General features: G+C 43.3%; 9 protein-coding genes and 1 pseudogene. 5 read left to right on the forward strand and 5 right to left on the reverse strand.

Features of this window, described 5'->3' with window-relative positions; all coding sequences use genetic code 11:
• Window positions 1-212: 212 nt before the first annotated feature.
• From V7K76_RS16465 to V7K76_RS16480, 4 genes are all read right to left on the reverse strand, one after another.
• The gene (locus V7K76_RS16465; RefSeq protein ID WP_334952581.1) at window positions 213-2,471 is read right to left on the reverse strand and encodes a hybrid sensor histidine kinase/response regulator; all 2,259 of its coding nucleotides are present in this window, start codon (window positions 2,469-2,471) and stop codon (window positions 213-215) included.
• Window positions 2,471-3,190 carry a chemotaxis protein CheW gene (locus V7K76_RS16470; RefSeq protein WP_334952583.1) on the reverse strand — a complete coding sequence of 240 codons (720 nt, stop codon included), beginning with the start codon at window positions 3,188-3,190 and terminating at the stop codon, window positions 2,471-2,473. The genes V7K76_RS16465 and V7K76_RS16470 overlap by 1 nt, the downstream gene beginning before the upstream one ends.
• Before the next feature lie 9 nt (window positions 3,191-3,199).
• Complete coding sequence (locus V7K76_RS16475; protein WP_335029873.1) at window positions 3,200-4,921, reverse strand: methyl-accepting chemotaxis protein; 1,722 nt, start codon at window positions 4,919-4,921, stop codon at window positions 3,200-3,202.
• Window positions 4,922-5,767: 846 nt separating this feature from the next.
• Window positions 5,768-7,642 (reverse strand): serine/threonine protein kinase, encoded by a 1,875-nt coding sequence (locus V7K76_RS16480; RefSeq protein WP_334952587.1) that lies wholly within the window; start codon window positions 7,640-7,642, stop codon window positions 5,768-5,770.
• A 795-nt stretch (window positions 7,643-8,437) separates the two neighbouring features.
• Here V7K76_RS16480 and V7K76_RS16485 point away from each other — a divergent pair.
• Both V7K76_RS16485 and V7K76_RS16490 read left to right on the forward strand, forming a co-directional pair.
• Complete coding sequence (locus V7K76_RS16485) at window positions 8,438-9,712, forward strand: DUF4255 domain-containing protein (protein WP_334778912.1); 1,275 nt, start codon at window positions 8,438-8,440, stop codon at window positions 9,710-9,712.
• Window positions 9,709-11,700, forward strand: a complete 1,992-nt coding sequence (locus tag V7K76_RS16490; protein ID WP_334952589.1) for an ATP-binding protein — start codon at window positions 9,709-9,711, stop codon at window positions 11,698-11,700. The genes V7K76_RS16485 and V7K76_RS16490 overlap by 4 nt, the downstream gene beginning before the upstream one ends.
• 82 nt (window positions 11,701-11,782) lie before the next feature.
• On the opposite strand, the pseudogene V7K76_RS16495 reads toward V7K76_RS16490, so the two are convergent.
• Window positions 11,783-11,947 (reverse strand): annotated as a pseudogene (locus V7K76_RS16495) (carotene isomerase); the annotation flags it as partial.
• 178 nt (window positions 11,948-12,125) lie between these two features.
• Here V7K76_RS16495 and V7K76_RS16500 point away from each other — a divergent pair.
• From V7K76_RS16500 to V7K76_RS16510, 3 genes are all read left to right on the forward strand, one after another.
• Window positions 12,126-13,295, forward strand: a complete 1,170-nt coding sequence (locus V7K76_RS16500; protein WP_334952591.1) for a tyrosine-type recombinase/integrase — start codon at window positions 12,126-12,128, stop codon at window positions 13,293-13,295.
• A gap of 85 nt (window positions 13,296-13,380) precedes the next feature.
• On the forward strand, window positions 13,381-13,638 hold the full coding sequence (locus V7K76_RS16505) for a hypothetical protein (protein WP_334778909.1): 258 nt from the start codon (window positions 13,381-13,383) through the stop codon (window positions 13,636-13,638).
• A gap of 131 nt (window positions 13,639-13,769) precedes the next feature.
• Window positions 13,770-14,899 (forward strand): hypothetical protein (locus tag V7K76_RS16510; protein WP_334778908.1); only part of this gene is annotated, 1,130 nt, incomplete at its 3' end.

Here is a 14,899-nt window from a genome sequence, read left to right on the forward strand (position 1 = left end):
AATAGTTCGGTTAAGGCGAGAGACGCGATAAATCGCCGTCTCTACAAAAGATTTATATTGTATGTTTTTGATCTATAATTTTCATCAAACAAACCTTTAAAGCTTACCATTTAATCTTTTCCTCAAACCTGATTCGGAATTAAAAATGCTTAACCGAGAACTATTGAAAAGATTTTTAATCCAAAATCCAAAATCTAAAATCTAAAATTGATTCATGCTTCTCCAATTAAATCAATCACCGCCTTTAACAGAGTGTCATCATGAAAGCTACTCTTAGTTAGGTAGTAGTCTGCACCTGCTTCTAACCCTTGCAATCGGTCTTCTTCCCGGTCTTTGTAAGAAACAATAATCACGGGTGTTTGTTTCAAGTTGGCATGAGTTTTGATCTGGCTGGTGAGTTCAAAGCCATTCATCCGGGGCATATCAATATCTGTCACCACTAAATCATAATCGCCGCTACGGATTGCATTCCAACCATCAATGCCATTAACTGCTACTTCAGCTTTGTAACCGTTGTTTTCCAAAAGTTTGCGCTCCATTTCGCGCACAGTGATCGAATCATCTACTACTAAAACTCGCTTGTAAGTTTTGGTAACTGCCTGATGAGTAGACTGATTTACCTGAGAAAGTTGTCCACTAGAAAAGACCTTGGCAATGGAACGTACTAAATCTTCGACATCGACAATTAACACTGGCGAACCATCATCCATGAGGGCGGCGGCGCTAATGTTTGGGACTTTACCAAGACGGGGATCTAAGGGTCGGACAACCAAATTGCACTCACCGAGAAACCGATCTACAACTAATCCATAACGATTGAGGCGATCGCTAATTACAATCACTGATAACGATTCTATATTCACCGCAGGCGAGGCTAACTCTAAAACTTGACTTGCTAAAATCAACTCCACAGGTTGATTATTCATCACGAAAAATGGGCGATTTTCCGATACAGCAATCTTAGATTTGGATAATATCAACACCTGTTCAATGCGCGTCAGCCCAAAGGCATAGGGTTCGCCAGCAATTTCTACCAACAGGGTGCGAATCACAGATAGCGTCAATGGTAACTGCAAGTGAAAGGTCATACCCCTTCCCAAGACAGAAACCGCCCGCAGCGTCCCGCCAACTTCCCGCACTGCGCTATGGGCTATATCCAAACCCACACCTCTACCCGAAATTTCAGTTACAGTCTGGGTTGTGGAAAAACCAGGCAAAAATAGGAACTCCATCAACTCAACTTCGGTAAGTTGAGTAGCCATTTCCGGGTTTGTCAGTTGTTTGTTGATGACTACTTGGCGCAAAAACTCGATATCGATTCCCCGTCCATCATCTGCAACGGTGATAAACAGCATTCCGGCACGATGGGCAACTTCAATGCGAATAATTCCTTCTTCTGGCTTTCTTGCTGCTAAACGATCCTGGGGCAGTTCAATGCCATGATCGATCGCATTCCGCAAAATATGAGTCAATGGAGCTTCTAGGCGTTCTAGAATATCTCGATCTACCAAAGTAGATTTACCGACGATTTCCAGTTTCACCCGTTTACTCAACTGTCTTGCTAAGTCGCGCACCATTCGCGGAAATCCCTGTCCCCCATCAGCAAAAGAACACATTCGGGTAGCAATAACTTCTTGATATAAGCGATGGGCAAGGTTCGCAGAACGCTGAGAAAATTTTTCTAGTTGGTTTTGGCGATCGCTCATCATCTGGTAACATTCATTAGCTTTCTGATGAGTTGCACTCAAGGTTTCCTTAATTTGCCGATCCAGATGATAGTTGCTCAATAACTCCTGTAACTTCTCCAACAGGTTGGACAATTCCCCCTGATTCTTTCTCAGCTTTAGCAAAGAGTTAGCAAATGGTTCTAATAAATTCGCTTCAACTAAAGACTCTCCCGCTAAACCCATCAAGCGATTGAGATTTTCAGTACTCATTCGCACCGCCCGATTTTGGGTGATGCCCAGTTCTTCTAGTGGGGATGGGGAAATAAGGGTTGTCTGTTGGTTGTCTTCTAACTGCGCTGTTGTTATTAGAGGATGAATTTCTGTAGAGGTTGTTTCTGGAGTTAGGATATTAGCGAGCGCACTCACTAACAATTGAATGCCGATATTTTCTAACATCTGCAAATTTGGGTTAGCTGTAAACGTTTCAGCTATATGCATGAGCATATCTACCCCTTGCAACAATACATCAATGCGATCGGCAGTTAAGGTGATTTTCCCCTCTTGAGCCGCCACAAAGCAGTCTTCCATGACGTGAGCAAGGTTGACAACCGGATCGATTTGAACGATTCGGGCAGCGCCTTTGATGGAATGGGCTGCCCGCATTAAGGCTGCTAATTCTAGTTGGGGATCGGGCTTCGTCTCCAGTGCCAACAGACAATCATTCAATACCACAACTTGGGCTTTTACTTCCATGTTGAATAAATCAAGCAAGGAAAAATTGCTGACATCAAATTCTTCTAACATTACTGCACCTTCCTAGCCAAAGTGGTGAATAACAATTCATCATCTAAATAGCTGACACTGTGCAATCGCGCCATTGCTAATCCCGCAGGTTGCCATTGGAATAATCCTTTAGTATAGGTTTGAGTCAGACTCTTGGGCGGCTCTTGTAACTCATCCTGGTGAAATCGGTGTATTCCATAAAGTTCATCTACACCAAAAACCCAAATATTACCTGCCTTTTCCAGAACTACCATCCGCGAATACACCACAGGAGTTAGCGTTTGTACTGGTATATCGGCAACTTCCAGATTCAACAGATGACTCAAAGAGATGCACAATCGCAATTCACCTCGGATACTTACCAATCCCCGCAAGATTTGGTTGCTGCGATGTGGCAGAGTATGAACCACACTGGGAAGTGCCATTTCCTTGAAGATTTGGGCAGAAAGTGCTAGCCATTCCCGTTGCAGACGAAAAATTACAACCGTCAGAGTTTGAGTTGTGGGTAAAGTATGGGATATCTGGGAATTTTCATCGACTCTAGATTTAGCGAGTAACTGAGTCCACTCATACCGATAATTTTCAGGGATGGAGCGCTCTAGCAAATTGCGTCCAGCAGTAGAGTAAACGGGGCAATTGCGGCAATGGGTGTAGGTGGCTAATTGGGGACAGGAGCGATCGCCCTCAATGCCGATAAAATTCCAACAACGTTCAATAAATGGCGTAGCGATCGAGTTCATAAAGGTTGCTCAAGAGAATTGGTGAATCAGGGGTGTAACGTCTTCTGTTTTCACCTGAAAGCGGGCAATCTCTTGACGCAATCCTTGGGAAACTTGGTTGAGTTGGGCTATGGCATGATTGATCTCTCGAAGGGAATCTGTAGTTTGCACAGAGGTACTGCTCAACTGCGCCATCGTCTCACTAATTTGTTGCGCTCCCACAGATTGGGTTTCCATGCCCTGGTTAACAAACTCAAATCGCGGATTCAGGTCTTGCACTTGCTGGATAATTTGCCCAACCTGTATGCTGATGCTGGCAACATCTTCTATACTCCGTCCTACTTCTGCGGCAAACTTGTCCATCTCCATCACACCTGTAGAGACTGACGATTGCATCTGCTTCACCATCTGCTCAATATCAAGGGTAGCAACGGCGGTTTGATCTGCTAATCGGCGAATTTCTCTCGCAACGACAGCAAAGCCCAAGCCATACTCTCCAGCTTTTTCGGCTTCGATCGCCGCATTTAACGATAGCAGATTCGTTTGGTCTGCCACCTTGGTAATTGTGACAACGATACTATTAATGCTATTTGCCTTTTCGCTAATTACTCCCAATCGAGATGCGATCGCATTAGTGGCTTCTGCTAACTGGCGCATAGTGGTTTCCATCCGCACTATGTCTTTTTGACTATCATTCGCTGCTGTCGTTGTAATTTGGGAAATAGTCGCAACTTGTTCCATTGCGCTGACTAATTCTCTAGAGGTAGCGGAAATTTCTTTGGTAGCAGCAGTTACCTCATTAGTAGAAGCTACCTGCTCGGTGAGCGTTGCTTCTAATTGTTTACCTGAAGCTGCTATTTGAGTCGCTGAAGAAGTAACCTGTATGCCTGAATGTTGTACCTTACGAATCAGAATGTTGAGATTCTCAGTCATGGTTTGGAAAGCAGTTAAGAGTCTATTCATTTCATCTTTACTGTTGAAGTCAGCCTTGACCTGAGTTGTTAAGTTACCCTGAGAAATTTGCTCTGCAACCCTAACGACATCAAAAACCTGAACTGTAATTTGTCGAGCGATTACAGACCCCAAAATAATTGCAGTTATAGGCCCAATAGCAATTCCTACAGAAATCCATAAAATGCTACGAGCCACATTCTGTTCGACTTCTTTTTGGGTATCTGATACGTAAATTTCGTGAAGGGTTAAAAGTTTGTCTGCCTGAACGCTAGCTATTTTAAATAAAGGTTCCTCGTTATTTGCTCCTTGATAATCCATGCGATCGCGTAATTCAATTGCCTTTTGAATAATGGCAAAATCTTCCGGCTTATTTTTACCTTGATGCATTAACTCAATTTCTTTTTTCCAAGGATTCTGAATGCCAATTTGATTTAGCTCTTGCTCAATATCTAATAATTTATTATGAGCTTGCTTCCAGACATCCAGTTGGTCTTTAAGTAAGTCATACTCTTTTTTTTCTTGTTCGGTTAATGGCGTTGCTTCGTACTGTTTAATCCCTTCCTTAATCTGTTTCCAAGCATCCTGAATTTGAGTTATTGCACCCTGTCTTTCAGTCACAGTGACTTCAGGATCAAATAGTAACCGTTCTGCCGATTGGATTTGTGTCTGACCTTCGTTAATCTTCCATATCCCGGACACACTGGGGATGTTATCCTTCACTAGTATGTTAATGTACTGATTTAACTCGTTGGTGGTGAACCATCCCAGCAAGGCCATTATGAGTACGATCAGTCCCATGAATAAAAATGAACTGATCAACCGTGTTTGCAAGGTCATATTCTTGAACATTGGATATCCTACTGTTCCTCTGCTGCTGTAAAACGCGTTCAGTTCTTAAAATTCCCAAATCACAAACAAGATGAACAGCCTGTATTTTAATTTTTTTCAAAATTAAAATACATTCCCAGCCTCCAGCCTGGGAACGAGGCTACACAAGCTTTTGGGCTTTTCTTAGTGCGTAAGACTCAAAGCCTCTCTCCTTTTAGGAGAGAGGTCAAAGTCTATTGCATACAAACGAGAAGGGACTTCCAAATAAAAAAAATATCCAATTAACTCTTGTGGGGTGGGCGTCTCGCCCGCCCTATATGGACTGGGTGAGCAAGATGCCATTGGTGTCAACTTAAACTGAAACTCCTTTAAAACCTCGTTTCCAGCCTCCGGCTGGAAATGCAACTCAAAAGTGGCTCTGCCGCTAGCAAACGAGGCGGAGCCTCTAGGATGGCATTCCCAGTCGGAGACTGGGAACGAGACAATATCTAAAAGCTTTTACTACGCTAGTTTTCACGTTAAGTTGACACCAATGGCAAGATGCTCACCCCTACTATTTCTAAGATACAAGGTTGGGTGGAGCGGAGCGCAACCCAACATATATAAGGATGTTGGCTTTGGCAAAGCCTCCAATGCCACTTGCTACAACGCTCTTAACCCGCGCAACGCAGTGGCTCCCCAACAAAGCAATTTTTTTGCAACATTTTAGCCTTGACACGCCACTACAAGAGTTATTTTTATAAAATTTTGGTTTTAAGGTGCTAAGGGAAATACTAATAGCGTGCGATTTCTAACCGTCCTTTGGGCTGATTAGTTCTAAATTCGACTGTTATTAGGTAAACTTTGCTGGTTGCTTGGCTCTTTACGAGATTGCGATTGAGTATATATATAGGTTACTAATGCTAAAGTCAGTCCAATGGCCAAGATCACTCCCAGGATTCGCAAGAAATTGGGAGTAATTCTCGTAGCTAGTTGCTCATTTAGCCTTGGTTGGTAAATAGTGTCATCCGTTCGCACTTGTGGTCTGCCTTGATGAGATGCAGGTCGAGGTTGATACAATGTCACATCTGGTGGCACTTGTGGTCTGCCTTGATTAGACGTTGGTCGTGGTTGAAACAACGTTTTATCTGGTGGCACTTGTTGCCCACCTTGATTAGATGGCTGTCGTGGCTGAAACAATGTTTTATCTGGCGGCAATTGTTGCCCACCTTGATTAGATGCCTGCCGTGGCTGAAACAATGTTTTATCTGGCGGCAATTGTTGCCCAGCTTGACTAGATGCCTGCCGTGGTTGAAACAGTGTTTTATCGGGTGGCACGTGTTGCCCAGCTTGACTAGATGCCTGTCGTGGTTGATATAACGTTACATCTGGTTTGCTAGTGTTCGGATTATTCACAGGACTCTGTTGATTTTGCTCAACTGGGTTAAATGGTCTGGGAACAGTTTCGTGATTTGAACCTTGATTGTATGCAGATGGAGGACGGAGAATCGTGTCGTCGTTCGATTGTCTGGGAACAGTTTCGTGATTTGAACCTTGATTGTATGCAGATGGAGGACGGAGAATCGTGTCGTCGTTCGATGCTCTGGGAACAGTTTCGTGATTTGAACCCTGATTGTATGCAGATGGAGGACGGAGAATGGTGTCGTCGTTCGATTGTCTGGGAACAGTTTCGTGATTTGAACCCTGATTATCGAAAGATTGCGATCGCCCAGTAATCTGTCCGGGTACACTAGTATTGCCCGTAACAAATTTGCCAGCAGATTGCAAAGCCTGACTGAGTTCTTCTACAGTTGCAAATCGGTTAGCTGGGTTTTTGTGGAGGCATTTCATCACCACAGCTTCCAATTGTACGGGTAAATGCTCACATCCGGGTTGCGATCGCAGTGGTTTTGGTGGCTCATAAGCATGAGCTAATACCCAAGAAGCCTCACTAATATGACTACCCTTAATGCTGATTCCAAATGGATCAGCTGCACTCAGCATTTCATAAAGGATAATCCCTAAGCTGTAAATATCACCCCTAGCATCCAAGTTTTGATCGCTTTGGATTTGTTCAGGAGGTGCGTAACGAAATGTACCGATAAATGTACTGGTTATATTTGTAATATTGGAATTTTCTGAAGATTCACTACGAATTTTGGCAACACCAAAATCCAAAACCTTGACCCACTCTCCCAAATCTGTAGGCGTCAGAAATATATTATCTGGCTTTAAGTCGCGGTGAACTACCTGAATATGCTCAGTAGTTTTGCCACCTTCCCGTTGCAGAGTAACTCCTTGATGGGCAAGTTGTAGACCCTTACAAACTTGCGCCATAATCTTCACCGTCCGCTCAACAGATAGCCGCTTTTCGCGCAGCAGTAATTGTCTGAGCGTTTGCCCCCGCAAATATTCCATTACATAAAATGGAAAACCTTCTGGAGTTACACCACAATCACTAATTTTGACGATATGATCGCTTTGCAAAGCAGCACAAACTGCCACTTCACGCTCAAAACGCTTTCTCATTTCTTGTGATGCCACCAGCGTATCTTTGAGCAACTTCAAAGCTACCTGTTGACCGACACGGGTATCCGTTGCTAGGAAGACTTCTCCCATGCCACCCCCGCCTAACCGTCTGTCTAAACGGTATCGCTGGTTATCACCTACTAAGCGACCATTCCAAGAATTTGAAGAAGGTGGGGATTTCATCTGGGGCAACCCATCTTAGTTAACGTTAAAGTTTTAACTTTAGTCAGAGATAATACTATTATTACAAATATTACAAATCTTTTACTTGCTTCGTAGGTTAAATGAATGCTTGTAATATATGCTACTAGTTATTTATCTAATTATACTCAGCTTAACATAAAACTAATGCTGACAATTTGATAAAATGTTTAAAATTAAGGCCTTTGGTAGTTGAAATTGGTTCCTGATGTGAAGTTAACGTAAATTAGGCTGGGGACTGGGGACTGGGGATTGGGGACTAGGGACTGGGGACTGGGGACTAGTAGTCTGTCCTATTAATTCTGATAGATAAATCAAATTTCAATTTCTCTTCTTTCCTTCCTTCTTACTTTGCGCTCTTTGCGTCCTTTGCGGTTCCTTCTTTTATCTCTCAAAATTAATGGGACAGACCACTAATTGGGATTAGGGATTGGGGCTGGGAAAATTTGGTGGGAGATTTACATACAGTACTTACGCAAAAACTCCAGAAAGCTTAATTTATCGAACCCCATTTTCTAAGAAATACTACGTATAGCTTGCTTCTTTGCAGGGTTACACGCAGCCTCTTGTAGAGAAAAGAATAATTCATAGAATGTGTGTAAATACTAATACATTGTATTATCGCAGAACTTATAGATATTTAGTCCCCAATCCCCAATCCCCAATCCCCAGTCCCCAATCCCCAATCTACAGAATATTTAAAGTTTTGCAAAATATATTCTGTCAATGTACTCTGGCGTACATGATTAGTATGTGCTATTGCCATGAGGAACGAAGATGAGTAATATGCTCTCTATAGCCGCCGTGACAGCAGTACTAAAAGTCTTGCTGGAAAATGGTTTAGTCAGCGATCCGATCGCTGCTAGTGTTGGTGATGTGATTGTAACTGCTCTACCACCCGATCGAATTTCAGTTGAAGCTGATGAGCGCGCTCAACTCAACCTCTTTCTCTATCAAGTGACACAGAATCGCAATGTCGATTGGGTATCTCAGGAATTTCGGAGCAAGCATTCACGTATTAATGGAAACCTGTGTTCTCCGATTCCACCACTAGCGCTTGACCTCCATTACTTGCTAACAGCCTACGGAGCCAAGGATTTTCAGGCGGAGCTTTTACTGGGCTATGCGATGCATTTATTACACAAAACCCCGGCGATCACATCTGATATTATTGAAAATACTTTGATCAATGCATCCACAACCAATACTTCAAGTGCTTTTTCGCAAGCTGTAGCAAATGTGTCTGTATCTGATTTAGCTGAACAAATTGGACAGATCAAACTGACTCCAGAGTTTTTTAACATGGAAGAAACTTCTAAGTTATGGTCTGCTTTACAAACGCACTATCGACCTTCAGCTACCTATCTGGCATCAATGGTATTGATTGAGAGTAGCAAATCTGACAACCCCGAAGGTTCCTACATGATGCCCTTGTCTCAGCCGATTATAGAGCAAGTGATGTCTCCGGCAAAGACTGAGCAAATGATTGTTGCAGGCACAACATTAGTAATTCGTGGTAAACGGTTACGCGGTGAAATCACACGAGTTCGTTTGGGTAATACGGAGACATTACTAGTACCTCAAGAAGTTAAAGAAACCCAAATCAGCTTGTTAGTTCCGCTAGATTTGTACCCAAGTGTGCAGGGTGTTCAAATCGTACACCTGACAATGGACAATGGGAGGCAAATGGATCATCTCGTTGAATCAAACGTTGCGGCTTTTGTCCTACATCCAACAATTACAGCATTCGTCACCCAAGTGGAAAATAGTGGCGACAATTTACGCACAGCAGAAATTAACGTTAAATTCCAGCCCAAAGTTGGTAAGGCACAGCGAGTAGTTTTGCTACTCAATGAAGTGTCAGATAATACTCCATCTGCTTACTCTTTCTTTGTGCCATCACGCCCTGAAGATACTGATGCAATCACTATTCCAATCAAAAATGTCAAGCCAGGAACTTATATTGTCCAGGTGCGGGTAGATGGCGCCCAAAGTCCACTGCACAAAAATCGGTCTGGGGCTTATGATTCGCCACAGCTAACTATTTTATGAATGTTATAACAATTAATCGCAATTGGGATGAGGCAAACTACCGCTACCTATCAGCAGCTCTCGCCGTGGTGCGTGGTATTTTAGAAAATCACACGGCAAAAGAGCAAAATCAAGCTCCAGAGAAAAACCAAGCGCTTTTACAGCAAGCTTTACAGGAAGCTGCTGCTGCTATGCCTGCACCATCGGCATTGGAGAGAGTAGGCAAAATGTTTAACCTCTCATCCTTTGAATGTGATTTGTTGCTGTTGTGTGCAGGTATGGAATTGAATGGGGATTTTACCAAAATATGTGCTATAATCCACGGGGATTCGCAACGAGCTTACCCAACTTTGGGTTTAGCTCTGGCAGCTTTACCCGATGTCCACTGGGATGCGATCGCACCAAATGCTCCCTTACGTCATTGGCGATTAATTCAAATTGGTGATGGTCATTCCCTGACTCTCAGTCCCATAAGAATTGATGAGCGGATTTTACATTATCTCACTGGCATTCAATATCTTGATGAACGCTTGGCTGGCATCATTGAACCATTACAAGAGGTTAGTGATTTAGTACCTTCGCACCAAGATTTAGCAGAGCGAGTCGCAACAATTTGGTCACAAGCTTCCCAGGTTAATAGCTTGCCAATTGTCCAGTTATGTAGTAAAGAAACTACTAGTAAACGTGCTATTGCCGCCAAAATTTCTCAACTTCATGGTTTAAATCTCTGGGTAATGGCTGCACAAGCCATTCCCTTAGCACCTGGCGAGTTGGATAATCTTATCCGCCTGTGGACTCGCGAGACAATTTTAAGTAAATGTGCCTTACTCATAGACTGCAACGAACTGGATATTAATGATATAGCGCGACTAAATGCGATCGCTCATTTCATCGAACGCACCAAGGGCTTTTTAATAGTCACAAGTCGAGAACGCATAGGTTTATCACAACGCCTAGTAGTTAATTTTGACGTACATCAACCAACTAGCAAAGAACAAGGTGCAGTTTGGCAAGATGCACTAAATGGGATTGCACCACCAATGAACGGGCAAGTTAAAACCCTCGTGGAGCAATTTAACCTAAGTGCTGCAACCATTCGCGCTGCTTGTGCAGAAGCCGTAGGACAGTTAGCACAAACGCCAGAAACCGATATCGGTGATATTTTATGGGATGCCTGCCGTGTGCAAGCACGTCCACGGTTGGATGAACTCGCCCAACGAATTGAGCCATCTGGTGATTGGGAAGACTTAGTATTACCAGAGGCACAGAAACAAGTTCTTCGGGAAATTGCGGCTCATGTGCGCCAACGTAGTACTGTATATAATAATTGGGGTTTTGGGGCCAAGAGTGCTAGAGGATTGGGAATCAGCGCTCTATTTGCAGGCGGTAGCGGTACTGGTAAAACTTTGGGGGCAGAAGTGCTGGCTCATAAATTACGCCTCGATCTCTATCGTATTGACCTATCATCGGTAGTTAGCAAATATATTGGCGAGACAGAGAAGAATTTGCGTCGGGTATTTGATGCCGCAGAACAAGGCGGGGTGATTTTGTTATTTGATGAAGCTGACGCTTTGTTTGGTAAACGGAGTGAAGTTAAAGATGCCCGCGATCGCTATGCCAATATAGAAGTTAGCTACCTATTGCAACGGATGGAAAGTTACCCAGGTTTAGCAGTCCTGACTACTAACTTGAAAAGTGCAATTGATACAGCATTTTTGCGGCGGATTCGCTTCGTAGTCCAGTTTCCCTTCCCCGATACAACGCAACGAGCCGAGATTTGGCGACGCGTCTTTCCAGATGATACACCAACCACAGGTTTAGATGCTCTACAACTAGCACGGCTCAATGTCGCTGGGGGAAATATCCGTAACATCGCCTTAAATGCAGCTTTCCTCGCTGCCGATGCTGGGGAAGCAGTGCAGATGAAACATGTATTGCGGGCTGCTCAAACAGAATATAGTAAGTTAGAGAAGCCTTTAACTGAGGCGGAAATTGGAGGATGGACGTGAGGATTCTAAGTAATCCAGACAGAATTAATTACACAATATCATTGCGAATGGAGCAAAGCGGATGTGTAGCGTATATTTACATTTATATACACTTGATATCCTGAAGCATAGCTAAATGCTTATTAACAGATGTAAGGGTATTAGCAGCAATCATCCCACTAGCGGCGACTGCTGGTAAACCAATACCGGGAAATGTCGAGTCTCCACAGCATATCAATCCTGCTAGAGGTGTGCCAGGGCCAGGAAACATACTAGAATGGCAGAGGGGCTTTTGAGAGATAGTTTAAGGTCAGGGGTTTAATCCCAAAAGCTGACTATATAAGGCTTTTTTGCTTATCACCTACGGGGATATACCAAAAAGACCTCGTTAAGAATGATAGCCGTTTACACTCTGTTAACTATCTTTTTTTTACGAGGTTTTTACTGTGTCTGGAGTATCTAAAAATACTGTCGGCATCGAGAATTTTAGAGGACGATTCCGGTTACGATTACCTGCTTCGGTAGCGAAAGGCTCATCTAGATATTTCAGCACTGGCTTAGATTCAACAACTGAGAACCGGAAAAAGGCGCAGATTATTGCCTGGGAAATCGAAGCCGATATAACCAAAGGTAGTTTTGACTGGACGCTAAATAAGTACAAGCCTCAAAGTGTAATTTCGATTCAAGCCCAAGATTGGGTTTGGAATTTAGAGAAACTTTGGGAAAAGTATTCTGAATTCATGCGATCTCAGTTAGCCGAGACGACTTACGAAAAGAGTTACAAGCGAAAAATCCCTAACCGTATTAAAGAATTCCCAACTAAAGATGCACGAAAAGCAATTCAAATACGAGATTGGCTTTTAGCCAACTTATCGCCAGGGGTAGCAAAACTCATCCTTAGATATTTGTCAGCCTGTTGTAGGTGGGGAGTGCGATCGCACTTATTACCCATTAACCCATTCGACGGTTTTGCGTCCGAGGTTAAGAACTCGAAAGGTAAGACTAATACTATCGATCCGTTTTCAATTCAAGAAAGGGATGCAATAATTGCGGCGTTTGAAGCTCACAAGCTGCATAAGTACTATGTTCCATTCGTAAAATTCCTTTTTTATACTGGTGCGCGACCTGGTGAGGCAGTGGCACTGACCTGGGGTGGTGTAAAAGCAGACTGCACAGAAATCCTATTCGCAGAAAGCATTAGTGCAGACTTTAAAATTCGCAAGAGTACCAAAACAGGTAAGAGTAGGCGATTCCCGTGTAATACGCGTTTGAGACAGTTGTTACTAGATATTAAGCCAGTTGATGTAAACCCGACTGCTACTGTATTCCCAGCACCGCGAGGTGGATTGATAGACGTTAATAAGTTTACAAATCAATTTTGGCGCGGGTGTAAACACAAGGAAAGAGTCTATCCAGGCATCGTTACTAAACTAGTGGCCGACGGTGTAGTTTCTCGCTACCGTCCTCCCTACAATTGTCGTCACACGTTTATTACAGAAATGCTACAACGCAATGTGCCAGTTCAACAAGTGGCACAGTGGTGCGGCAATTCTGCGCCTATTATCTTCAAACACTACGCCGGAATCGTTGGTAATACTGAAGTTCCAGAGTTTTAGCGCGAAAATATTTTTGAATATTTTCAAAAGCGTAGGCAAATACTTAGAAATAAGCTACACCCAGTGTATAAACAAATACTCAGTTATGACAACCAACAAAGAATCTACCTTTATCGCCATACGAGTGACACCAGAAGAACGCGAACACATCCGCGAAGTGTCCGCCCAATCTCAGACCACAATCTCAGATGTTGTACGCGCAGGTTTTGGACTGCCAACGAGAGATAGATATAACGAAGCAGCCGCTAGAGCAGCTAAGAAAATCGAAAGAGAGATTGCACGGTCTACACAGTTTATAGAGTTTATAGAGTTTATAGAGTCTACAGAGTCTACACAAGCTTGACAAATTAAAAAGCCCTCGCGGTCGTTCACTCCGAGAGAGCTTTTAATTTTTTTCACTTATTCACCCTTGCCCTAAGTTTCGCGACAGCAAGCAAGGATCTAAACAAATCGGCTCAGGGAGAGCCAATCAGTATGAACAATTTATCGAATCACCAAGAAATCATTCATCTAATGGAAAATAATACGATACCTTCTTCCTTCCTTCCAACCGAAATCTTACCTGATTATAGCACAATTGACGACGTAATTGCAACTCAGTACAGCGCTGGGGATGTAGGCGGGGTAATCGCTCCAACCCCTATTACTGGAAGATATATCACTGGTAGAGAAGCAGCCAGAATCCAACTTGAAAAGCTGAGTTTTGAGCCAGGACAAACCTTTCACGTCAAACTCAATAACAATATAATTTTTGAGGGAACCGTAACCAAACCTGGGTTCTTCTCTATCCGCGAACAGGAAAAACTACTTGATGCAGAAGGTAATCCAGTTTGCAAACAGGGTTCTACAGCGCCGTTTTGGATAAACAAAGGCAACTCAATCTATAGCGACGGCTGGAAATATTTAGAAGAACGAGCAGAGGTAGGTACGGGCTTATTCATTATTCCCAACCATACACAAGGCGGGATTGGTGCTGACTATGCTACAGATTTTAGTAATCTGTTTGTGGAAATTGACGATCGCCCAATCCCCGAACAGTGGGAAAAAATTAATGAAATTCAATCACAGTACGGGCTAACACCTTCTCTAATAGTCGGTAGTGGCGGCAAAAGCCTCCACGTTTACTACAAATTAGCCACAAGCCCAGACGCAGAAACTTGGAAGGTTTTACAGAAAAAACTAATTCTTCTATTTCAGAGCGACCCAGCAATCATTAACCTAAACCGCGAGATGCGTTTTGCTGGGTTCACGAGAAAGGCTAAGGGAACCCAGCAAAGCGTAGGGTTCGATTCTGAAGCAACTTACACGGTAGAAGACTTTGAAGCGCGTTTAAGTAGTGCTTACCCACACGGTCTATCAGAGGGTCGCTGGGATGAAGCACGGAAAGCGCTAAAGTTTGAAGGCGATCGCAATGCTGAAATTAAGAGAATCCTTAGCTTACCCGAAGAATCCTTAGCTAAGAACATTAAAAAAGCGCGTAAGGCTCAAACAACAACGGGCTTAAATTACGTTGGTGAAGGCTCTTTAGTTGATGCCGTCAAGTACAACGGTGGGAAAGTTGAAGGCTCTTTATCTCATGCCGTCAATACCTGGAAGGTTCAGGG

It is taken from the genome of Nostoc sp., from assembly GCF_036917975.1.
In the GTDB taxonomy this organism is placed as follows: Bacteria; Cyanobacteriota; Cyanobacteriia; order Cyanobacteriales; family Nostocaceae; genus Nostoc.